Raw genomic sequence first — 22,557 nt, 5'->3', positions numbered from 1 at the left:
CTGATGGACTGTAAAGAATGATATCTGGACGCATGTCGATTTACGGACTTGCTACGCGGCTTCTCTGCGTGTTCGCGTTGAGCTTTCAACTCGCCGGTTGCAAGAAGGAGTTGTACACCGGCCTGTCGGAGCAGGACGTCAACGAGATGGTGGTCGCCCTCCTCGAGAATGGCGTCGACGCATCGAAGGAGACGATGGACGGCGGCAAGAATTGGAAGCTCGACGTCGATGGCGATCAGCTTGTTCGCTCGATGGAGGTACTGCGCGCGCGCGGTTTGCCGCGCAGCAAGTTCGATGACCTCGGAAACCTTTTCAAGAAGGATGGCCTCGTTTCGACGCCGACCGAGGAACGAATTCGCTTTATTTACGGGATGTCTCAGGAGTTGTCGTCGACACTGTCGAGGATCGATGGTGTGCTGGTTGCACGTGTGCAGATCGTGCTTCCGAATAACGACCCGCTTGCGCAGACGGTCAAACCGTCATCAGCAGCCGTGTTCATCAAGTATCGGTCGAGCGCCGACATCGGCGCGCTGACTCCGCAGATCAAGACGCTCGTTATGCACAGCGTGGAGGGATTGACCTACGACCAGGTCAGCGTGACGGCGGTTGCCGCGGATTCTGTCGATCTTGCGCGACCGCATCCTGTGATGTCGTCCATGCCGTTCTGGCTGGCCGGTCTTCTGGTGGCCGCGGTGTCGGTCGTGGTGGCGACGCTGCTTATTCTGCTGTCGCGCCGTCGGGAGATTGCGGGCATGCATGAAGTCGGTGGCGGACAACGGTGGCGCGGGCGTGTTGCCGAACTTGCCGCGCACTTGCGCCGCCGTCAGCGGACAAACTGAGTGGGACGCAGTATATGGTCGCCGTATCGAGGACACCGCCACAACAGCGCGCCGCAGCCTTATTGGAAAGCTATCGGCGCAATTTCGCGAAAGCCGTATGTTGTGCCGATCCATCGTGGATCTGTACATTCCTCGGCATCGACGACTCGCGTTACGCTGTCTGGAGGACGACGCTCGAGCAGGCTGGAGAGGGCGTTCGCGACACATACTCGCAAGCGATCGCACGCGCTGCAAGTGTGACGCGGCCGTCGCTGGACAGGCTGCTCGAGCCGGCCTTGCGGGAGCCGACGCAGGGTTCGATCGTTGCCGCGCGAACACCGAATCTGGCGCTGCTGGACGTGCTGCCGCACGAGCTCGGGCTCGCCATACTGAGAATGCGCGCGCTGTCGCTGCGGAGTGCAGAAGTGCGGCTCCTGATCGACAAACAGACGCGATTGCAGATCTCGGCATGGACAGGAGTTCATCCGGACGTCTTCACGCAGGACTCGCATCGGGTCGGCGTTGCGGATGCTGGATGGTTGAAGACGGCCGCCAGGATGCCTCCGCTGGTATCTCACGATGCACTGACGCTGTCTATCGAGGGCTGGATACTGCTGTTGCGCGATATTGGCTCGGACCCGTTTTCGGACACGATTACATTGAGGCGGCTTGCCTTGCCGCGCAGTCTGGTCGTACCTCGCTGGCTGGTCGAATTGCCTGCACGGTTCGACGCATTCGGCAGCGAGCAACTCTTCGCTCGACTTCCTAGACTATTGCCGGAGTACGCATGGGTATTTGGTTGAGGCGTCCGCAGGTCACTGAAATTGGGCAACTCAAGCCGAGTAGCTGCGCTCGACTTGGTTTTTGCGGCGACGTTGTGCCGCGAGAACATTTCGGTGTATTGATGTCGATTGAGTCAGCTTACGCGGCGCTTGACGAGGACCGAGATGCGTTGCTCGCTGCCGCCCGTAGAGAGGCAGAGAGTGTCGTTGAGGGGGCGGCGGTGAGAGCGGAAGAGATGATCGCCGCCGCACGGAGCGAATACGACGCGGCCGCCGAGCGTGGCTATCGAGAAGGCTACGACCAAGCGTTCGGCAAGTGGCTTGACCGGCTTGCGGACGTCGCGGAAGTACAGAACCAGCTTCAACTCCGGATGCGCGAACGGCTGGCCGACATCGTCGCATCGGCGGTCGAGCAAATCGTGCGCGCAGAAAGCCGCGAAGCGCTGTTCGAGCGGGCACTTGCTTCGGTCGAGCGAATCGTGGATGGTGCGACATATTTGCGTGTCGCCGTACACGAGAACGATTTTGAACAAGCGACGGCGATATTCGCCACGTTCGAGAAGCGCTGGCGCGAGTTCGGCCGCCCGATCCCGATGTCGGTGGTAGCGGATAAGCGGCTCGCTCCCGGCAGTTGCATATGCGAGTCGGACTTCGGCACAATCGATGCGAGCCTGGATACTCAGCTGCGTGCGGTGCGCGGCGCCGTTGCGCGTGCACTCAAGCGTTCGATGGAGGAAGCCCGGGCGGGTAGCGTCGATACGATGCGCGGCGACGGATCGATCGACACCACTCCGGATCGGGATGGAGGGTACGAAAGGCAGGAAACCAAGCAGAGGGAGGGGGAAACGGACGCGAGTCACGGAGCGCAGACATGACCGCGGGTGAACCATTGAGCACGACCGGGTTCAGTCGCCTGGCGGATGCGATCGAGCGGGAAATTCTCGCGGTCTCGGGTGTCGTGCGCACGGGCCGAGTTCTCGAAGTGATCGGCACGCTGATCAAGGTATCTGGGCTCGACGTCGCGCTCGGAGAACTGTGCGAGCTCCGAACGTGCGAAGGCAAGCTGCTGCAACGGGCGGAAGTCGTCGGTTTTACGCGTGACGTGGCCCTGCTTTCGCCATTCTCGCAACTCGAGCAGATTTCGAGGACCACTCAGGTGATCGGGCTCGGCCACCCCTTGTCGATCCCGGTCGGCGACGCACTGCTTGGTCGTGTGATCGACGGCCTTGGAGAGCCGCTCGACGGCGGTCCGCCACTTGCGTCGGAAACGCTGCAGCCGCTGATCGCGGCTCCGCCCGATCCGATGAGCCGTCGAATGATTGACGCGACGATGCCTACGGGGGTGCGCGTCGTCGACGCGATGATGGCTCTCGGCGAGGGACAGCGGATGGGTATCTTCGCGCCGGCGGGCGTCGGCAAAAGCACGCTGCTGGGCATGTTTGCCCGCGGTGCCGCGTGTGATGTCAACGTTATCGCTTTGATCGGCGAGCGGGGCCGAGAGGTGCGCGAGTTCATCGAATTGATTCTCGGACCTGAAGGCATGTCGCGTTCGGTCGTCGTCTGCGCGACGTCGGATCGCTCGTCGATGGAGCGGGCGAAGGCGGCCTATGCGGCGACGGCGATCTCTGAATATTTCCGGGACCGGGGGCGACGCGTGCTGCTGATGATGGACTCGCTGACGCGTTTTGCGCGAGCCGGTCGCGAAATCGGTCTTGCTGCCGGCGAACCGCCTGCGCGGCGAGGTTTTCCTCCGTCGGTCTTCGCCGAATTGCCGCGCCTGCTCGAGCGCGCCGGAATGGGTAAAACCGGATCGATCACGGCGCTCTATACCGTGCTCGCGGAGGATGAAAGCGGCAGCGATCCCGTTGCCGAGGAAGTGCGCGGCATTCTCGACGGCCACATGATCCTGTCGCGGGAGGTCGCGGCAAAAAACCAGTATCCGGCAATCGATGTATTGGGGAGCCTGTCCCGTGTGATGCCGCTCGTTGTCGACGATGGGCACATGCGCGCGTCGGCACGGATTCGAGAACTGATGGCCAAACACCGGGAGGTGGAGGTTTTGCTGCAGATTGGAGAGTACAAGGCGGGTGCGAATCCAATTGCGGATGAGGCGATAGCGAAGGCTGATGCGATCAGGTCGTTCTTTTCGCAACGGACGGACGATTATGCCGCCTCCGAGGACACTGTTGCTCGGCTGTATGCATTGTGTGGGATGAGTTGATGGCAGGGAACGCGAAGTCGACGATGCGTGACCGTCGCGCAATGGCGTTTGCGCGGGCCAGCGAAAGGCGCCGCAGGCTAGACGTGACATTGCGTGAGGAGCTTGCCGCGCAGCGCGCAGAGTTGACGTCGCTCGAAATGATGCTGAAAGAAGCGGCACGTCAAGTCGAGCTGAAAGCAGCCGATGTGCATTGCCACGAGGCCCGAATCGACACACTGACAACCGGAACCGACTCTTTCTCGCTTGACGAGCTGACGGCATATCGAGCGTATCTCGACGTCGCTGGGGCGCGTCTACGTGCGCTCGAAATCGAGGAGGCGCGGCTGCGTGCCGCGTTCGATGCGCTCGCCGCCGCTATCGAGGAAAAGAATCTCGAGATCGCACGCAATCTGGGCCGAATCGATGCTTGCGACGAGGGTATCGTTCTGATTCGCAGGAAATACGAGCGGGCGGGCGACGAGGCGCTGGACGAGGAGATGGAAGAGGCGGCTCTTTCGCGGCGCATGCGAAGCAGGGGGGGCGCGTGACTTCCGCACTCTTCACTCTGCAGGGTTCGGCCGGCGCGCTGCTCGATGACGTTACGCTGCTCTGTATCTGCTCGGTTCGTCTCTTCATCGTCATGTCCGTCTTCCCGCCGACTGCCGACGGGCTGTCGCAGGGCCTCGTGCGCAATGCGATCGCGCTCCTGTTTGGATCGTACGTCGCATACGGACAACCGGCCGGTTTCGTGCAGACGTTGCACGGCGCGCCGCTGATCGTGACCGGTCTGCGAGAGGCGCTGATCGGAACCGTCCTCGGTATCGCCGCGTCCACGGTGTTCTGGGCGGTCGAAGGCGCGGGCTGCTATATCGACGATCTGACGGGATACAACAACGTGCAGATGACCAATCCCGCGCGTGGGGAGCAGTCGACACCGACGGCGACGCTGCTGACCCAGATCGCGACGGTGGCATTCTGGGTGTTTGGTGGCATGACGTTTCTGCTCGGTACGCTATATGAATCGTATCGATGGTGGCCGATTACGCTAGCGCTCCCCCGGATGCCGGCGCTTCTCGAGGCGTTCGCGGTGCACCAGACCGACAACTTGATGGAAATGGTCACGAAGCTCGCCGCGCCGATGATGCTCGTCCTGCTGCTGATCGATTTCGCGTTCGGCTTTGCCGCGAAGTCGGCTTCGAAGCTCGATCTCATGGGGTTGAGTCAGCCTGTCAAGGGAGCAATTACAGTGCTGATGCTTGCGTTGTTCGTCGGCATATTCGTTGATCAAGCGCGCGAGCAGGTCACGTTGTCTACGCTGTCAAAGCAACTTCGCGAGTGGTCGCACGTCATGTCGCACGAGTGACAAAAATAGGTGACATATGCAGTGCTCGGGCCCTGAGCGTGAATCGCAAAATCTTGTCAGATTAATCTCTTGTTCAGAGAGGTTGAGAACCCGCTTGTTTCATGGAGACTATATTGACGACTCGCGGTTCGGCTTGGTGAAAGCGTCAAATCTGACTAGACAAGGAGTCGTGTCATGTTTTCAATGCTCTACTTTCCGATCGCATCGGCCTTGAATCTGTTCGGTTCAGACGCGTCGACGCAGTTGCGGTCGCATCTGGCGTTGGTTCTCGAGGGCGAGTTCGAGGCGGCGCTCGAGAGATCCAGCGAATGGCTCGACGAGACGACGGCGTCGGAGCGAACATCATCCGATCTGCGATTGCATGCTGACCTGCAATTGGTGCTTGGCTTCGAAGCCGAGGCCGAAGAAAACTATCGGCGGTCCCAGCGGAAAATTCGTGACTCAAACTACAAGATTCGCATCGCGACCTGCCGGAACACCGCATGGCAGGCGTTGTTCCGCCACCGGGTCACCACCGCGCTTGCGTGTTTTTGCCGCATATGCGACGAGCCCGACATTCAAGCAGGCGAGCTAGCCGAGGCGCGTTTCGGGATTGCCTGTGCGCTGTATGAAATGGGACGGATAGACGATGCGTTTGACGTGATCGGTTCGATCGAGACGATCATCGAACAACAATTCTGCGATACACGCGCGCGCTGGCGAGACTTTATCGCCGTATTGCGCTTCGATCTTGTCGTGCAGACCGAATTACGCCGAGCTTCGACGTTCAGCGATCACGTGTACTGGCAATCTGCGCAGCCAATGAACCTGGCGGATCGCGCTCGAGGCGTGCTGGAGCCTGCCGTCTCCGTCGCGGCGCCGCTGCTGCGCGATCGCGTCGCATATCTGTTGAAGTTGAGATGCGTAGCTGCGGGAAATCGAGAAGCGCTCACCGACCTGGCGCGGTATTGCGATGCCGCGGGAGAGCAAGGCTTCGTCGGTTTTCGGTACACGCTACGCGTTGAGATTGCGCTCGCCTTGCTTGCAGGAAACGCGCCAAATCTGGCTCATTTTGTGCTGGAACCGATATCCGAGGCATTGCATGGCGGAGAATTGAGCCGCCGCTATCTCGAATACTTCTATTGCTCGGCCAAGATTCATCTGGCACAGGATCACACTAAGGAATCCTGGAATTTATACAGGCGTTACGCTCTCGTCGCGATGCAATGTTTGCGTGAGGATGCGCTGATGAGCAAGCCGTTCCTTGTTGGTCAGGAACTGAAGCAGCCACCTCAATCCGACGACGTGACTGTGCGGTTACCATTGAAATATCGTCGCGCCTATCACTATATTCTCCAGAATCTCAGTCGGAGCGACCTTTCGGTTCGGGAGATCGCGGCGGAGATCGGCGTCACGGAGCGCGCGCTGCAGAATGCGTTCAAGATCTACCTCGGGCTCTCGCCACGTGAAGTGATTCGCTCCCAGAGAATGGGGCGGATCCGCACGGAACTTGTCGATATCACGTTGACTAGCGAGCGGAGCGTAAAGGAGGCCGGCCGAAAATGGGGTGTTCAGAATGGGTCGACACTCGTAATCGCCTACCGGAAGGAGTTCGACGAAACCCCTTCGGAAACACTCGCGGGCTGATCCTGTCCGGTTCATCTCTTCCAACCCGGACGCAAAATAATGACGAAATCGAAAGCACTATTATGTGCGGCATGGTGTGTCGCGACACTTTTCATCACCGGAATCGATGCTGCAAACGCGATGCCTGTGCGATGGCGGAGCACGGTGGTGCACGTCGCGCTGGAAGGACGGGATCTGAAGGACGTGCTGAGAGATTTCGCGGCGAGTCAAGGCGTCGCGACATCGATCGCCGGCAACGTTCAAGGGACAGTCACGGGGCGATTCGACCTGTCGCCACAGCGTTTCCTCGATACGCTCGCAGCGACTTTCGGATTTGTATGGTTCTACGATGGCAATATCTTGTCAATAACAAATGCGAACGATATGACGCGGCAAGTCTTGCCGCTCGATCACGCCTCGATCGGTGAATTGCGTTCCGCGTTGCGCCAGATCGGTATAGACGACAAGCGTTTTCCGGTCTACTACGACGAGGCGTCCGGTACCGTACTCATCAGTGGCCCGGCGCAATTCGTTCAGATCGTAACCGATATCGCGCAGCGGCTCGACACGCTTACCGGACGTCGGAACGGTTCGACGATCCGTATTTTCAAGCTGATGCACGCATGGGCGGCGGACCGCAACGTGCAAATCGACGGAAGCACGGTGGCTATACCTGGGGTCGCGACTGTGCTGGCTAATTTGTACCGAGTGCGAGGAAGAACGGGAACCAGTCAACCGACCGCCGGGCCCGGCGTGCAGCGTGTGCAGTCAATGAACGATGTGTCGGGCGGAGCATACGGTGACAACCGACTGATGCCGCCATTGCCGCCGAGCATGAAGGGAGGGGAGCGCGGCGACGCGTTCGCCAAGGGAATACAGAGCGGCAGTGAAAACGGGGGATCAAGGACTGCCGCGGCGGGCGGCCCGCCCCAGACCGAAGACCGGTCTGAGGGGAGCGATGAGCTGCCGATCATCCAGCCCGACCCGACGACCAACTCGGTGTTGATCCGTGACATGCCCGACCGCCTCGCACAGTACGCGCCGCTTATTCGGCAGCTCGACGTACAACCCAAGCTCATCGAAATCCAGGCACATATCATGGAGATCGACGATGAGGTGCTTCGGGAGATTGGTGTCGACTGGAGCGCGCATAACAGCCATGGCGATATTCAGACAGGCACGGGCAAAACGGCGCAAAACAGCTATTTGAATGGCCAGGTCAATCCGCAATTCGGCACGACGCAGCTCGCAGGCAACGCGATTTTCAATGCAACACCGGTCGGCGCGTCAGTCACGGCAGTCGTGGGCGACGCGGCTCGATATTTGATGGCGCGCGTGAACGCGCTGCAGTCGACGTCGAAGGTGAAGATCGACGCGTCGCCACTTGTCGCAACACTCGACAACTCGGAGGCCGTGATGGACAACACGACGCGCTTCTTCGTCAAAGTCGCGGGGTATGCGTCGGCGGATCTTTACAGCGTGTCGACTGGTGTCTCGCTACGCGTTCTCCCGATGATCGTGAAAGACGGTCGCGAGACCCGGATCAAGATGAATGTTCACGTGATGGACGGACAGCTGATGGACAACATCCAGGTCGATAACCTCCCGGTCATCACGAGCAGCGAAATCAATACGCAAGCGTTCGTCGGTCAGGGGCAAAGCCTTCTGATAGCAGGATACAGTACGGATACGCGTGCAAACGGCGTGACAGGTGTGCCTTGGCTGTCAAAGATTCCATTGCTTGGCGCGCTGTTCCGAGACAACAGTGACTCGCAAAAACACATGGAGCGCGTGTTCCTGTTGTCGCCGCGGATCATCGATCCAGACATGTGAGCTTTGTGCTTCGTGGCCGTGTCGAGTCGATGCGACATGCAAGACGAGGGTGTCGGCCAATGGAGGTGGCAGCATTTTGCAGGCGCCGGAACAGTCGTTCATATCCCCTTCGATACGTGTGGTAGACGATCCGATTTCCATTCGTGTTTCGATGATGCGTTTCGGATTGGCAGGTTTGTCAACGCCGCATCCTGACTAATATTGGTATCAGTCGCAAGAGCGGCATCGCGGTTGGGTTGACAAACGATTGATGCATTGACTTTGACGGAGGCGGAAATGAGTGTAGGCACGGTAAATCGCAATTGCGTTGTTGTCGAGCTGGGTGGCCAGACGGACGGTGTGGATGCTCGGTCGCAAATCTCCGGTCTGGATCAGCAGATCATGGGGCTTCTCCGGCAGCAGTTGCAGAAGCGAGACGGCGCCGGCGGTGGCTCCCGTGAGACGATGACCGCGCAGTCGGCTGCGGGCGCGCTCGCCAGTTACATGAGCCAGAACAAGATGTCCGCGGTTGATCCGGATCTACTCTACAAATTCGCGATGAATCCGTCTTCGGGAACGCCTGAGGACGTATCGAAAGCCGCAAAGTTCATGCTTGACCACCCGGATACTTACCAGAAAATCGAAACACATGACGTTGCCGGTGCTGACGGCATTTCGGGGATCGGCAACTTTCAATGGGCGGCGCAAGGCGGACTCGATTCGGGTTCGGCTGCGAGGACGGCCGATACTGGCTCGGCCGAGGAAGTCAAGCTCGGGAGCCAGACGGAAATCAATGATGCGCCGATGACCGCACAGTCGGCCGCGGGTGCGCTCGGCAGTTACATGAGCCAGAACGGGCTCAGCACGGTCGATCCGAACAGGCTTTACCAGCTCGCGATGAATCCGTCTTCGGGAACACCTGGGGACGTGTCGAAGGCCGCAAAGTTCATGCTTGCCAACCCGGATACTTACCGGCAGCTCGAAACGCATGACGCTGCTGGTGCCGACGGTATTTCGGGGGTCGCCAACTTCCAGTGGGCGGCGCAAGGCGGACTTGATTCGGGTTCGGTTGCGCAGACGGCCGACGCGGGCTCGGCAGCGGAGGCAACGCTTGGCAGCGGTGCGGAAACCGAAGGTTCGGACTCGGACGGCAGCGATGCGGGAATCAACAATGCGTCGATGACCGCACAGTCGGCCGCGGGTGCGCTCGGTAGTTACATGAGCCAGAACGGGCTCAGCACGGTCGATCCGAACAGGCTTTACCAGCTCGCGATGAATCCGTCTTCGGGAACACCTGGGGACGTGTCGAAGGCCGCAAAGTTCATGCTTGCCAACCCGGATACTTACCGGCAGCTCGAAACGCATGACGCTGCTGGTGCCGATGGTATTTCGGGGGTCGCCAATTTCCAATGGGCGGCCCAGGGCGGGCTCGATTCTTTCGCGGCGGCTGACACGAAAATGGCTGCCGGCCCGATCCTGGCTGGCGCCACGGTCATGGCTGCAGGTCCCAGCTTGACTGCCGTCGCGAAATCGGAAGCAGGCATGAAATCGGAAGCGGGCGTGAAATCTGGCGGCTGGCAGAGTGCTATCGACGCGATGAACAGTGCCGCCGACCAGGCGGCGAAGGCGCAAACGGCTGCCAGCACGATCTCGGGCGCTGACCCGGCGGATTCGGCATCCGACGACAACGCGTAACCCGGCCGTTTGCGGGTGAAGTAAGGTGTCGGCGGACGCCCGCGTGTAGCGTCGGGGTTCGCCGGGTCCTTGCCTCGCGACGGCACGCGCTCGCCACCGTCACGAGCCTCGTTTCAGATCGCCATGTGGCGTGCCAGCGATGCGTTCGGCGCCTTATGGAATCGCGTGGCGTAGTCGACCCAAACCAGCGCATGAGGCCGTGGTAAGCATGAACTCGAAGCGCACCCGTGGGTGATCGACATTCAGGTACGTACCGGCATCAATATATAAGGATTCCTACGTTTCATGACTATCTCACCGACACTTGCGACGAACAGGCAAACCGTCGATTTGGGCGGCTACGAAAATGTGCCTGGTCCGGCCGCTGAGGCGCTACAGAGTGTTGACGCACAGCTTCATCAACTGATGGCGCGTCAGTTGCAGGGCGGTATTGCAACGGCACGACACCAGAACGTCGATTTCCGAGCGGCGCAATACGCTCCGCTCGACGACTACACCAAGATGTACGACCAGGCGGACCGGGACCGGTGGTCCGATCTTGCTGCGGTTGGTCAGGGCATGTCGCTCGAGCGGCCGCTGGCAGCGATGCAAATTCTGTCGGGAGAACGAAAGCCGTCTGCGGCACAGACCGCGGCTGCGCTGCAGTTCGTCAACGATAATCCATCGCTAAAAACCGCGATGCAGAACACCGGCGGGCTAAAGCCGGATGGCAGCGTCGACCAGGACAAAGTCGGAGATCTGCTGAAGGACGTCGAGGCGAATCTCGCTAAGGCGGACGACGACGTGAAGGCGTATCTGAAGGAGCATCCGAGAGCTGGTCGGGATGCGTTCAACACGGTCCGTGCGGCCGCATTGCTGGAAGCCTATGAGCCGATTGTTGGCGAGTCGGCGGGACACCAGTCGAGCGGAAAGAACAACAGCTATTCCACCGGTGGTAAAAACAATGGCGGCGGTCTGACGACAAAACAGCAAGTTGCCGATCTGCAAAAGAATGAAGGCTTCAGTTCGGCGCTGAGAAGCGCCTCGAAGGCGTGGTCGACGAGTGGGGCATTCGATGACCTTGATCGCGCCGGCGACGACAAGGCGACCGAAAAGGTCGACGACATCTTTTCGGCCGATAACCTGCATCACTTCATCACGAAGGACGCGCCGACCAGCGATGCGACCGAACATGCATTCCTAGAGAAAGCGAGCCTTGAGAACATCACGGCCGGCACCGATATCAGCAAGCTCAATCAGGACATCTTCGCCAATCCGCAAAACTATTCCCCGCAGCAAAAAGCTGCGGTGATGGTCAAGCTGATGGAGACGCTGGTCGACGTGCAAGCGGGTGGCGCCGACAAGCTGCGCGATGTTACCGCAACGGTGCTTGCGCTGAAGCAGGACATCATGATGCTGGCGAATGATCCGGCGACGAACGACTATCTGCACCAAATGGTGCCGCCGGAGATGCAGAATCTCGACGCGACGTTCGAGCAGGCGGGTGGTCTCGTGAGAGATTCCGAAGGGGAAGGTGGAATGGCCAGTGTAAACGGCACAACCCAAGTTTCCGCTCGCAATACCACAAACCAGGTGAAGGACGCACTCGACGAAGCGGAAAGGAACGCAAAGAGACTGGGCAAGTTGGGGAATGAAGGGGAAGTGGAACTGACGGATGCTACGGAGAGTATCGCTGATGGCGCGGAAACTGCGGAAAGCGCGGCGGACAGCGCAGTGGAAGCTACCGCGGAGGGGGTAGGAGAGGCAGCAACAGGCGCAGTCGACGGAACGGAAGGGGCGGTAACGAGCGTTGCGGAAGGCGCGGTTACAGGCGCTTCGGAGGGTGCGGTAACGGGCGTCGCGGAAGGCGTGGAGGGTGTACTGGCCGGAACCGAGGGAGCGGTAGTCGGCGCAGAGGCCGGCACCGGCGTGGCCGAAGGCGTGATGGGCGCCGTGGCGGGAGGAATGGCTGCGGCGGCTCCGGTGCTCGCAGTCGGCGCCGCGATTGCAGGGATCGCGGGCATCATACTGGCGATCGTCGAAGCAGTGAAAAAAGCACGGAATCAGAAGGCATTCGGCGAGAACGTCAATCCCACACTCAATCAATTCGGCATTCCATTGCCGAAATGAAAAGGCAGGTCGGAGGGGCATGCAATGCGCCGGGTGCTGCTGGATCGCAGTGAGGAAGTCATGCGCTTCGTCGCTGACAGGACTGGAGAGAGTCACTACGACGACTATGCGACGATCGGCCTCGAGAAGGACGGTTGCATTGTCGCGGGGGTTGTCTTTCAAGGACACAACGGCCCTAACGTGCTGATGCATTTCGCGCTCGATGGATCGCGCCATCTTATTACACCGGCATTCATCTGTGCCGTGTTTACCTATCCGTTCAAGGTACTGCGCTGTAGGCGAGTGACGGGTCTCGTGCGGACCGACAATCACGACGCGCAGCGGTTGGACGAGCATCTCGGCTTCGTGCGGGAGGGAGTGATGCGTGCAGGTGCGAACGACGGGACTGACTTTATCCTGTATGGGATGCTCAGGCACGAGTGCCGATTTCTGAGCGGTCGATATTTCGAAGCGCTGCGGATCGAGTTGCCGAGAATCGCCGACGGATGCTGCGAAGCGACTTCGTCGGCGAAAGGCGACGGGGTCAACGCAAGTCTATCGGGTGTGGTGAGCGGCTAATGCGACAATTCGACTGCCGCATTGGACGTTCCTATCGAGGCAATGCTTGGCATCGTCGAGCGATGGCGTGGTGTCCGACTCATTGCCCGCCAGTATGGTTTTCCGGACGGATGGTGACTTTCGATTATTTGGGGGGTGATGAGCCTATCCGAGGTCTGTCAGTAATTTCGGGTTCAACGCATATCATGCTCCTGAGGTGTGTCACTCGGATTAAACCGAGTCGCAATATGCTAACAAACTTCGCTTTCCGGACGGCATTCCACCGGAAATTCCCCTATATTTCGATATGAGGTGAGGCAGCCGTTGCACTGCATTACCCCCGTACCTATACAGCGGGTTGGTCCAAGCTGCCACCCAGCCCTTCTAACCCATGCCAACAAATGAGATTCGGTGGACCATCGAATAGCCGGCTGATACCGTACGAGCAAGACGCTTCGGGGAACGGGCATCTGCCTTCCGGCACGGACGTCGAGCCGTTTGGGCAGATCAACGGGAAATCAGACGCGTCGCAGCTCGATGGGCTGAAATCCCTGTGTTTTGCCGCTCAGGATTGGTCCGAGCGGAGCGTTGGCTTTGACACAAGCGGTTTCGGCGGCGGCTGTCCAGCCAACTGGCAAGAAGCGCGTTTCTCGTCGGGCCGCCCCACTGCCTTTCCATTGGCGCTGCCGTAGAAACGATCTTGACCCCATGGGCTAGGTACCGCACGGCGAACCGATCGAAGCACTGCCGACGTTGCCGCAGAAGCCATCGTATCAGATCAGGTTTCGTCGATTATATTGACAGTACTCCAAAGTATATGTGATCAAGGAAGTTGCCATACCGCAAGAGGAGAATCAGCGAAATGATTGAAAAAAAGTCTACTGTCCCCGTGGGTGTTCAGACAGAATGGTGTGATCCCCGCACGCCGGCGGAAACCGCTCAGCCTGCCCAGGGTCAACCACCTCGAAGCGCTGGCAATCCGAAATTAGAGCAACTCTCACGACGGACTGAAGTGGTATCGTCCCGGTTGGAGCCGGCACCAGGTTCTGTGAGTCGACTTGTACGGCAATTCGAAGCAGCTTCGTCTTCGTCCGGGAGGCGGAATTTCTCCATTTCGGCTAACGCACAGCCTCATTCGTATGCGGACGCTGGTACGCAGACGGCCATGCACGACATTCATAATCACTCTATTGGGCCAGGCTATGCGTCGTCCCAGGTCAACGACATAACCCTCACGCTGGCCGAAAACGCCAGAAAGCAGATGGCGTTGTTTGATGAGGCAGGCGTGGAGAAGTTTGTCTGGGCGCCCATTCCCACCGTGATCATCGAAGGAGAATCGATGTCGGTAGGCTGCTGTGGCAATGATGCTCACGAGCCGCAGCCCGGACATACACGACTAGAGCACAACGCACCTTCGATCGATGGCAAGACGTATTACATGGACGAAGCGTTCCGTAACGGCGCGCCTATGACCGGGGATGCCTTCGACCGGATCACCAGTCAAGGAAAACAGCATTACAACACCAGTGTCGACTGGCAGGTCGGGAAGGCATTCAATGAGCTTCGCGCATCCGACCCGCGCATAGCAGACCGCATCTATCCGGCCATCACTGGCATTAATCTTGGCGATGCCAATGCGGTTTCATCCATGCTCCGGTTAAAAAAGGAATATCCCGACACATTTCACATCATCGGTGAAGTCACAATGCATAAGGAGTTCGTGGACAAACAGAACCTCGACTACAAGCCAGAATTTGGGCCGGGCGCGCCGATCAACGATATTTTCAAGTTTGCAGGTCGCTCCGGGATGCCTGTCGTGCTCCATTGCGACTCCAGCGATGCGGAGAAATGCATCAAGAACAAAGCGCGGGGGCAAGGCGAATATTTTGACGGCATCGAACAGATGATCGAGCGTCACCCTGACACCAAGTTCGTGCATGCCCATATGGGTGGAATCGGCAAGTTTGCGCCTCCTGGCGACAACCATGTCGACAAGCTGCGACATTTGCTGAACACTTATCCGAACTACAGCGTGGACATGTCGTGGGATGTTGTCGCAGAAAGCTATTCGCCGAATTCAAAACTGGTCGATCCAAAGGAGAAGGCGGAAGACGAAGAGGAAAGACGCACGCGGATACAACAGATGGCAAATCTCATCGTAGAGTTTCCTGATCGATTCATCATGGGTAGTGATGCGTTGATTTCCCGCAACGCAAACTCGATCAGCGCGCCCCATAAGTTGTACGCCAATCTTGGTCAAGGGGGAGATTCGCGCGGCAAGGCCGGGCTTTTTGATTATCTCCCACCCGATTCCGTGCTTCCTAGAGTGCTTTCCGAGAACTTTGATCGCTTACTCACAACCGCTAAAGCCGACAGTCGCGGGTATGAGCAGGATGGCATGGCTAAGGATCTTGAACGCATACAGCGGCGTACCGAGGAAAACACTCGAACGCCGAACACGTGGCGGTAAGCGCCGCGATGGCACGGATTTACGGCCCGGTGCCTGTCGATGAGAGGACGTGTCCAAGAGACTTTGCGGCGCCGCTCGTTGGATGTCGCCCCGTGCACGACACCGGCATTGACGCTCGACATCGTGCGATCTTTGCTGCCGCGATAGATGGTGGCTTCAACGCATTTCCAGGCGGGCGGCCTCCGCAGATTTAGCATAGGGTAAAAGGAAGAGTTACTATGCTGGGAAGAATCAATAAAGCTTTCCGTTCTTCTACGGAAACGATTGCCTCTGAGTCCGATGCCCATCCCCCTCAATCAGCGGACAGCGCGCCGGACTTGCCACTGGAATTGCGTGGATTGCCAACGCGTGAGACGTCAACCGAGTCGCCTCACGGTTCGACCTCATCGCAGCAAAACGATGACGCGGTGCAGGAGAGTCGGGCCGAAATGGCGCTCGCGAATCAAGCCGAACCTCGTCGCAATATTGAACAGATACAAGAGACGGCCGACGTAGCGCCTTCCGCCACACCGAACGTGCCCGCCGCTCCGAGGCGCCGTTTCGGTCAAGCCCCTTTCCTCAACGAACGTGCTGTTTCGGATGCTCCTATAGCCGACCGTTTATATTATCGTGGATTTGGAATCACCTCGGTCACCCATGCGGTCACGCCATTTCACTCGACTACGAAGTCGGCCGAACCCGTGTTTTCTCCTCCTTTCCAGCCCACTCGGGCTCCGGAAACAACCGTTCTCCCGGCTCTTGCGGTGGAAAGCCAGTCGTCTCCGCGGGTTCGACCACCATCGAGTGGCGTGTTGGCGGAGCTGTCGCGTTCAGAACTCTTGCGTAACGTCTTCTGCGATCGGGCTGCCGCAGTTCAACGGGTACCAGGTAATGCAGGCGACGCCGACCTCGACGAGCTATTGGACGAGTTGGGGCACATTCAAGTACGCGTTGGACTCGACAACCCGCAAATAATGCTTGTGGGCATGACTTTACGAGAGTGTTTCGGTGAATCCTCGAAGGACTGCAAGGTGGCCTTGGTGACACTTCGAGGTATGAATCTTGTTGGCAAGCTACGCCATGCGACAGATGCTACAGGTCCGTCCGAAACAGACGACGTCGCTGATCGCGAAGACAAAGCGTGGCGCCTCGCACAAAAGCTCGTCAACGTTCCAGGCGGTGCAGGCATCAACCTGCTCGAGAAGTTGAGTTCTCCCGAAAATCGCCCCACTGACGTGCACCCGTCCGTTGCCGATAAGGAGCGCGTGATTCTGCGCAGCCTGCTGGTTGCGTCTGCGCACCTGACGATGACAGCGCAGCGCCGCGGCCAGAACCTTCGCAATGATCCCGCCTCGTTATTTTCATCGCCTTACCTGAATCTCGGCCGGGCAATTGCTGCGAGCGGCGAGGGCGGATGGCCGGGCCGGAACGGCGCGCCGACGCCATCTGAAATCCCTCTTAGTCTGGCGGAAAAGGCGCTGCTCGCAGCGAAAGAGGAATTGCTCGAATTGGACCAGCACGTTGGTTCGCCTGTCACGCGATCCAGACCATTCGAACGCGGAACTCATGGGTGTCGGTTCGCACTTTCCATGATGCGTAGTAACATGCCGACAGATGAAGATCGCAACAGCGACGGCACCCGCTCGGAATTCAGCCAGGTTGAAGGGCGGACACGTAAGACGGCACAACATCATCTGAACAGAGCGCTCAAGAAGCCGCATGGCCTGAATCGGATCAAACAAGCACTGCTTGACCATCTGAGGCCTAATAGCAACAAAAGCCCATTCAAGGCATACAACAAGCTGGTGGCTGATGGGGCCGGCGGGGTAACCATCACCCCCGGTCGCAACGCCGGGATGACGCTCAGTCACAGGTCGCCGATTGCAGACGGTCGCGCATATTCGGACATGATCGGTACGCTCGAGGCAGCAATTGATACGCACCTTAGAAGTAGCGATGGCATGGGGTCTGGACACGGACCCGTTTATGGAGAGGACAATAGAGTCGATTGCCTTCGTCTGACAGGGCAAGACGGCACCACTCTGCTGCAACTGCTTGCCAGATCGGCAATCCTGAAAACAACGCGAGCTGAAACCCGTTTGATGCCCCGTTTCGCGCGGCCACAGGGCCTCTCGCCCGCGGCGCAGGAACGGGCCGTAGGTGAAGTACTCAGCCAAATTCGTGCGCCGGGTGATGACTTCAATATGGACACGCTGCGCGCGGTCACGGCCGAGGTCGTCGCCCGCGAGAATGAGCCGCTTTCCGCCTCACGCTTACTGGCCTGGGGGGCAGCGTTGGGGGGGCCGGCAGACGCAGAAATGGCAAATCGTATTGCGGAAGGCGCATCAGATACGACGCCCGAATGGGCAATCTTTGCCAAAGGCTTCAATAGGATCGAAGCTGGCGTCGCGCCAAGGCTGCACACGCCATCGGTGGAAGGGATGAGTCGACACGACGCAGCAGAACTCGTCGCAAGTCTTGTTGAGCGGGAAGAACTCGGCTCCGGGTTTGCATTGAGCAACGGTGGCAATGTGCAAGCCAGTACCAAGAGCGTATCCGGTATTGTTTCGAGCGTACTGCTTGGTCTGACCTCCAGCATTCGGGTGGACCTTGGCGGCGGCAGGATTCGCCTGGTGACCTTTGAATCCTCGACGACTACTGATCGGAGTGCCCTGCGTATGGGAGTCGTAAGCCTCAAACGTCTTCAGGCGGGGGTTGGCGGTTCTGTCGGCCACACTTTTGGGCAACATGCGCCGGTAACGCTCAGCGCGGGCCTCGATGGCGGATACGCGTATCAGATCACGGACCAAGAAGGCGCAGTCTTCGGCTTCCCTCGTCACATTTCAGGCGGGGTTGCGGGTGACCGCGAAATCAATGCACAAAAGGCAAAGCTGGTGCGGATGCTGCTCGACGATCACGACGGCACGGCTTTGCCAAAGCCGGGAAACCCGGAGGACAGGAATTCACTGATCAAGAAGGCATACCAGGCATTTGGGGACCGCATCTCCATAGGTCGCTACGAAAGCAAGACGACCGACCATATCGGGACAATCGACGTTACGGGTGGAGCAGGCGTGCGATTCGGCGATTTCAGACTTGGACTGCCGAACGCCCGGCTTACCGGACTCGGGCAGGTTACCAAGGTCGACTACCGTGAGCATTCCGGCTGGCTGAAAAATGAAAAAATCACAGCCACCCGGAACTACAAACTTTCTGTCGGCGGAGTGTTGACGAGCTTGAACGGGTTGATTGGCGCGGCTGACGGGAATATCAAGGGGTTCGTGCAATTCGCCGTCGGAAACGGTGCAAGTGAAAGTGCGGATTTCTTTCACTATCGCGAAACAGATCTTCATTCAAGCATTTTGAGTGATGGACAGGAGCTGCCGACAAGTTTTGCTACCCGGAGTTACAGCAACCCGGCAGCGTTCGTTGCTTCTCTGGCAAACCATATCAATGATCTGGCCGATGACAAGAGCCGCCAATTCTTCGCTGATCAATATGGGGACGAGGGCAGTCGCCAGAGAGTTGTCGAGAATGAAAAGAAGGCCATCGGTGAGATGGTCGAGCAATATCTCCGTGAGAAGGATCTGACTGCGACGCCTCAGATTTATTGGGAATTTGGCGATCACAATAACACCGCAAACCGGCTGAGAGCAGTCCGTCATTTGGCAGAAAAAACCGGAGATGACACGCTGAAGAAGCGTGCGTCATCAGAACTTGACGAACTTCATACCGACCTTCGGTTTCGGGAAGGAAGGTTTCTCATCAACACTAAACTACGGTCTCGAGTTGACGATTCAGGAGTTAATGGGATACTAGGCATCAGCTACAGCGCTCGCAATCAGTTTACTGAGCAAAGCATATCATTTACATGATTAACCGTGAATGGCGCTGTCACGTTGAGTTGTCCGCGACGCAATAGGAGAGGGGACACACGCTTGCTCAGAAAGCGGACGGATCTTGAGTGGGGGCTCTGTCAAGTTGGCAGGCGTAGGCTACCGGAAAGGTTCAGGCCGCGCATTCTTTTCGAGTCGCGAGCCGCATCCGAAAGATGCGAATCGATACGAGGCGTCTAAGCGGGCCAGCCTCACCCCGGAGGTTGGGCTGGATTTCGGTCCGGCCTCCGGGGTATTTCTTTGAATCCGACTCATCGCCGCGGCGTGTTTACACCTCGGCGTGCCGGCTGAACGGCGTGCCGCGCGCGTTGGATTCCACACGGCGGTTATGCCGGAAGTGGTCTTCGCCCGACACCAGCACCACACCGTATTTGTCGAGGTTCACTTCGCTGCCGTACTCGCTGACGGTTTCGGTGTCTGGGTAGATCTTGACGGCGGCGGGCACATAGCGGCACGCATAGCCGAGGCGGGTGCGGTCTTTCGTCGAGTTGGGGAACGACGAGTGCATCAGCGTCGACCAGAAGATCACGAACTCGCCGGGCTTCATCACGAGTGACACGGCCTTGCTCTCGTCGGGCTTCCAGTTCGCGTCCTTCTGCAGGCTGCGGTAGTCGTAGCCGAAGAAGCCGCGCTTGATGCCGTCCTTCTCGAGCGCGTTGATCTTCGTCGGATCGAATGCCATCTTCTTCGACTCGTCGTAGAACATTTCCTCGTGCGTGCCCGGTACGAAGCGCAGGCAGCCGTTCTGTTCGTCGCAGTCGGTGAAGGCCGTCCATACGGTTACCGCGCCGCCGAAGCGGCCGTCGCCGGGCCACACGATCTGCGGCTTGCCCGACGCATGCGCGAACGTGTCGGCCTGGTGCCAGTCGGTGCCTTCGTCGCCTGGATACTTGGGGAACATCTCCGATCGCCAGCAAATGAGATCTGGGCCCAGGATCGAGTTGAGCTTGTGGACGATCTCCGAGCGCATGATGTGCTCGCTCAGCAGGTTCACGTCGAGATGCCGGTCGTAGTTGGCGATCGGGCTGTTCGGCGGCAAATCGTAGATCGCGTACTCGCGGTCGAACAGCTGCGACCGGATCTGGCGGTATCGATCTCTTGCTTCGTCCTCCGAATAGAGTTTGAACGGGCCGATGTAGCCCTGGGCACGGAAGCGGGCGATCTCTTCCTTCGTCAATTGGAAATTCTGCATCCTGGGTTGCTCCTTTGGATTTTCGTTAACGCTTGCCTGGTATGGCGTCTGCTTGGACGAGGCGATCGGTATCCGTGCGCCCCGTTTTCTTCGAAGATCTCCGCCCGACGCGGTTACTGCGGCACCGTTACCGCGGCGGCCGTCGTCAGGTAAGCGCGCGCCCATCCGTCCACGGAGGGCGCCGCCATCAGCTGACTCGTGGGCACTTTCAACTGCAGTTGCTCTTCGATCTGGATCTGCAGTTCGACGATGGCCAGCGAACTCGCGCCGCGTTCGAAGAAGTCCTCGCCGGGTTGCAGGTCGGGCAGCCCGAGCGTGTCGCGGCAGGTGCTCAGAATTGTTTCGATGATGTCGGTCGTATTGGTCATGGCTTGTTTCCCTCCGGATGATTTATATCTCGCCGATCGGCAACGGGTTGCGGTCCAGCTTGCCGTTCGCATTGAGCGGGATATGCTGAAAAACCTGGATGTCGTCGGGGATCTGGAACGGCGGCGCCAGTTTGACGAGTTCGCTGCGGACGAAAGCCTTCATGTCCGGCCGCCCGCCGGCGGACTGGATGATCGCGCTGAGGCGCTTTTCGCCGGTCGCATCCTCCGACACCTTGACGATGACTTCCTCGACGCCGGGAATGCCGGCGATGAGGGCCTGAAGCTCGTCGAGCGACACGCGGTAGCCGCGTATCTTCACGAGCCGGTCGCGCCGCCCGAGGAATTCGATCAGGCCGTCCGGCCTGCGTCGTGCCCGATCGCCGGTGCGATACAGCAGGCCGTCGACGGGCCGATGGTCGATGAATGCCGCGCGCGTCGCCTCCGGCGCATTCAGATAGCCGAGCGCTACGCCATCGCCGCTTGCGCACAGCTCGCCTTCGGCGCCGTCCGGCACTTCGCGCAGCGCGCTGTCGAGAATGTGGAGCCGGGTGCCTGAAATGGCGCGGCCAATCGGAACCGGATCGACTGGCCGGTTCGCGGCGGTCATCACGTGACAGCACGTGAAGGTCGTGTTCTCGGTCGGACCGTAACCGTTGATGACGGTAATCGACGGGAACGCGTCGAATACTGCGTTGACGGCGGCCGCATTCAGCACGTCGCCGCCTGCCAGTAATGTGCGAAGCCCCGCGAGCATCCGGATGTAGCGCCGCACGACGAGATGGAACAGCGCGGCGGTGAGCCAGAGCACGCTGACCCGCTCGCGCTCGATCAGCTCGCTGACGAGGTTCGGATCGAACGTCGCTTCCTCGTGTATCGCGAGCCGGGCGCCGTTCAGCAGCGCGCCCCAGATTTCGAACGTGGATGCATCGAAGGTGATCGGGGACAGCAGCAGCAGCGTGTCGGCGGGCGTGACCCGGATGTAGTTCGTATTGCAGACCAGGCGGATGACGCCGCGGTGGGCGACGACCACGCCTTTCGGCCGGCCCGTGCTCCCGGAGGTGAACATCACGTAGATCGCGCTTGCGCCCTCGTGCCCCGCATCGACGTCGGCGCCATGGTCGTCGCGGCCCGCAGCGAGATCGTCGGCTTCGATGACTTGCCGCGATGCGCTGCGGAAGGCCCCGGCGTCGGTCGGCCGAGCGATGACGTGCCGTGCGCCGCTGTCGTTCGCATGCCTCTGCTTGACCGACTCGGAGTAGGTCGGGTCGACCGGTACGAAAGCCGCACCGGTCTTGATGATCGCGAGCATCGCGATGACGGCGTCAATCGACCGCGGCAGGCACAGCAGCACGCGGTCGTGCGCCTGCACGCCGCGATTGATCAGGTGCCGCGCGAGATGATTGGCGCTGCGGTCGAGTTCGCCGTACGTCAAGCGCCTGTCGCCGCCGACCAGGGCGATCGCATCGGGCGCGCGACGGACCTGCGCGGTAAATAGACGATTGACGCTAACTGGAGTCACGAATTTTCTCGGTCCGTGGAAAAATGAAATGACGCATCTGGCGAACGCGGGCGATGCATCGCGCGATGCCGGACTCTGCGCGTTATGAATGGCGAAGCGGATTCTTTGCACGCTTGGCGCGGGGTCGTATATTCATGTGTGCATGCTCCTGACGGATACGCACATTAGAGTCGACATGCCGCATTTGCGAAACTACGAATTCCCATAGGTTT

General features: G+C 59.3%; 16 protein-coding genes. 13 read left to right on the top strand and 3 right to left on the bottom strand.

The window, feature by feature from the left end; translation table 11 throughout:
* Positions 1 to 17: 17 nt before the first annotated feature.
* From sctJ to OEJ37_RS01910, 13 genes are all read left to right on the top strand, one after another.
* Positions 18 to 839: a type III secretion system inner membrane ring lipoprotein SctJ gene (gene sctJ / locus OEJ37_RS01970; RefSeq protein WP_411859219.1), complete on the top strand. Its 822-nt coding sequence runs from the start codon at positions 18 to 20 to the stop codon at positions 837 to 839.
* 14 nt (positions 840 to 853) lie between these two features.
* Positions 854 to 1,621, top strand: a complete 768-nt coding sequence (locus OEJ37_RS01965; protein WP_175919769.1) for a type III secretion protein HrpB4 — start codon at positions 854 to 856, stop codon at positions 1,619 to 1,621.
* Complete coding sequence (sctL, locus tag OEJ37_RS01960; RefSeq protein ID WP_175919768.1) at positions 1,606 to 2,475, top strand: type III secretion system stator protein SctL; 870 nt, start codon at positions 1,606 to 1,608, stop codon at positions 2,473 to 2,475. The genes OEJ37_RS01965 and sctL overlap by 16 nt, the downstream gene beginning before the upstream one ends.
* Positions 2,472 to 3,821 carry a type III secretion system ATPase SctN gene (gene sctN / locus OEJ37_RS01955; RefSeq protein WP_175919767.1) on the top strand — a complete coding sequence of 450 codons (1,350 nt, stop codon included), beginning with the start codon at positions 2,472 to 2,474 and terminating at the stop codon, positions 3,819 to 3,821. The genes sctL and sctN overlap by 4 nt, the downstream gene beginning before the upstream one ends.
* On the top strand, positions 3,821 to 4,348 hold the full coding sequence (locus OEJ37_RS01950) for a type III secretion protein HrpB7 (RefSeq protein ID WP_175919766.1): 528 nt from the start codon (positions 3,821 to 3,823) through the stop codon (positions 4,346 to 4,348). Before sctN ends, OEJ37_RS01950 begins: the two co-directional genes overlap by 1 nt.
* Positions 4,345 to 5,163: a type III secretion system export apparatus subunit SctT gene (gene sctT / locus OEJ37_RS01945; RefSeq protein ID WP_411859218.1), complete on the top strand. Its 819-nt coding sequence runs from the start codon at positions 4,345 to 4,347 to the stop codon at positions 5,161 to 5,163. Before OEJ37_RS01950 ends, sctT begins: the two co-directional genes overlap by 4 nt.
* A 174-nt stretch (positions 5,164 to 5,337) precedes the next feature.
* Complete coding sequence (locus tag OEJ37_RS01940) at positions 5,338 to 6,789, top strand: helix-turn-helix transcriptional regulator (RefSeq protein ID WP_175919765.1); 1,452 nt, start codon at positions 5,338 to 5,340, stop codon at positions 6,787 to 6,789.
* A 39-nt stretch (positions 6,790 to 6,828) separates the two neighbouring features.
* Positions 6,829 to 8,601 (top strand): type III secretion system outer membrane ring subunit SctC, encoded by a 1,773-nt coding sequence (gene sctC, locus OEJ37_RS01935; RefSeq protein ID WP_175919764.1) that lies wholly within the window; start codon positions 6,829 to 6,831, stop codon positions 8,599 to 8,601.
* A gap of 276 nt (positions 8,602 to 8,877) precedes the next feature.
* Positions 8,878 to 10,275 carry a hypothetical protein gene (locus OEJ37_RS01930; RefSeq protein WP_175919763.1) on the top strand — a complete coding sequence of 466 codons (1,398 nt, stop codon included), beginning with the start codon at positions 8,878 to 8,880 and terminating at the stop codon, positions 10,273 to 10,275.
* A gap of 285 nt (positions 10,276 to 10,560) precedes the next feature.
* Positions 10,561 to 12,384: a type III effector HrpK domain-containing protein gene (locus OEJ37_RS01925; RefSeq protein WP_263343007.1), complete on the top strand. Its 1,824-nt coding sequence runs from the start codon at positions 10,561 to 10,563 to the stop codon at positions 12,382 to 12,384.
* A gap of 24 nt (positions 12,385 to 12,408) precedes the next feature.
* Entirely contained in the window at positions 12,409 to 12,942 is a 534-nt protein-coding gene (locus OEJ37_RS01920; RefSeq protein WP_244130792.1) for a GNAT family N-acetyltransferase, read from the top strand.
* 1,144 nt (positions 12,943 to 14,086) lie between these two features.
* A complete protein-coding gene (locus tag OEJ37_RS01915; RefSeq protein ID WP_174418828.1) occupies positions 14,087 to 15,391 on the top strand; it encodes an amidohydrolase family protein in 1,305 nt (434 codons plus the stop codon).
* A 218-nt stretch (positions 15,392 to 15,609) separates the two neighbouring features.
* Positions 15,610 to 19,245, top strand: coding sequence for a hypothetical protein (locus OEJ37_RS01910; RefSeq protein WP_263343005.1), 3,636 nt, complete (start codon positions 15,610 to 15,612; stop codon positions 19,243 to 19,245).
* Between the two features lie 289 nt (positions 19,246 to 19,534).
* Here the strand turns inward: OEJ37_RS01910 and OEJ37_RS01905 are convergent, their stop codons facing one another.
* The 3 genes from OEJ37_RS01905 to OEJ37_RS01895 form a co-directional block, all read right to left on the bottom strand.
* A complete protein-coding gene (locus OEJ37_RS01905) occupies positions 19,535 to 20,458 on the bottom strand; it encodes a chlorinating enzyme (protein ID WP_263343004.1) in 924 nt (307 codons plus the stop codon).
* Positions 20,459 to 20,571: 113 nt separating this feature from the next.
* Positions 20,572 to 20,826, bottom strand: coding sequence for an acyl carrier protein (locus tag OEJ37_RS01900; protein ID WP_263343003.1), 255 nt, complete (start codon positions 20,824 to 20,826; stop codon positions 20,572 to 20,574).
* A gap of 22 nt (positions 20,827 to 20,848) precedes the next feature.
* Positions 20,849 to 22,345, bottom strand: coding sequence for an amino acid adenylation domain-containing protein (locus OEJ37_RS01895; protein ID WP_263343148.1), 1,497 nt, complete (start codon positions 22,343 to 22,345; stop codon positions 20,849 to 20,851).
* Positions 22,346 to 22,557 lie beyond the last annotated feature (212 nt).

This window comes from Burkholderia sp. BKH01, from assembly GCF_025685725.1.
Classification (GTDB): domain Bacteria; phylum Pseudomonadota; class Gammaproteobacteria; order Burkholderiales; family Burkholderiaceae; genus Burkholderia; species Burkholderia pyrrocinia_C.
The sequence above is the reverse complement of the archived record's forward strand: the minus strand, read 5'-3'. Positions and strand labels throughout refer to the sequence as shown.

Excerpts from the sequence above, each read along its gene's own strand:
- sctC (WP_175919764.1), top strand. The coding sequence starts at position 6,829 with ATGACGAAATCGAAAGCACTATTATGTGCGGCATGGTGTGTCGCGACA.
- OEJ37_RS01920 (WP_244130792.1), top strand. The coding sequence starts at position 12,409 with ATGCGCCGGGTGCTGCTGGATCGCAGTGAGGAAGTCATGCGCTTCGTC.
- sctN (WP_175919767.1), top strand. The coding sequence starts at position 2,472 with ATGACCGCGGGTGAACCATTGAGCACGACCGGGTTCAGTCGCCTGGCG.
- OEJ37_RS01950 (WP_175919766.1), top strand. The coding sequence starts at position 3,821 with ATGGCAGGGAACGCGAAGTCGACGATGCGTGACCGTCGCGCAATGGCG.
- OEJ37_RS01965 (WP_175919769.1), top strand. The coding sequence starts at position 854 with ATGGTCGCCGTATCGAGGACACCGCCACAACAGCGCGCCGCAGCCTTA.
- OEJ37_RS01940 (WP_175919765.1), top strand. The coding sequence starts at position 5,338 with ATGTTTTCAATGCTCTACTTTCCGATCGCATCGGCCTTGAATCTGTTC.
- OEJ37_RS01900 (WP_263343003.1), bottom strand. The coding sequence starts at position 20,826 with ATGACCAATACGACCGACATCATCGAAACAATTCTGAGCACCTGCCGC.
- OEJ37_RS01915 (WP_174418828.1), top strand. The coding sequence starts at position 14,087 with ATGCACGACATTCATAATCACTCTATTGGGCCAGGCTATGCGTCGTCC.
- sctL (WP_175919768.1), top strand. The coding sequence starts at position 1,606 with ATGGGTATTTGGTTGAGGCGTCCGCAGGTCACTGAAATTGGGCAACTC.
- sctJ (WP_411859219.1), top strand. The coding sequence starts at position 18 with ATGATATCTGGACGCATGTCGATTTACGGACTTGCTACGCGGCTTCTC.
- OEJ37_RS01930 (WP_175919763.1), top strand. The coding sequence starts at position 8,878 with ATGAGTGTAGGCACGGTAAATCGCAATTGCGTTGTTGTCGAGCTGGGT.
- OEJ37_RS01905 (WP_263343004.1), bottom strand. The coding sequence starts at position 20,458 with ATGCAGAATTTCCAATTGACGAAGGAAGAGATCGCCCGCTTCCGTGCC.
- OEJ37_RS01925 (WP_263343007.1), top strand. The coding sequence starts at position 10,561 with ATGACTATCTCACCGACACTTGCGACGAACAGGCAAACCGTCGATTTG.
- OEJ37_RS01910 (WP_263343005.1), top strand. The coding sequence starts at position 15,610 with ATGCTGGGAAGAATCAATAAAGCTTTCCGTTCTTCTACGGAAACGATT.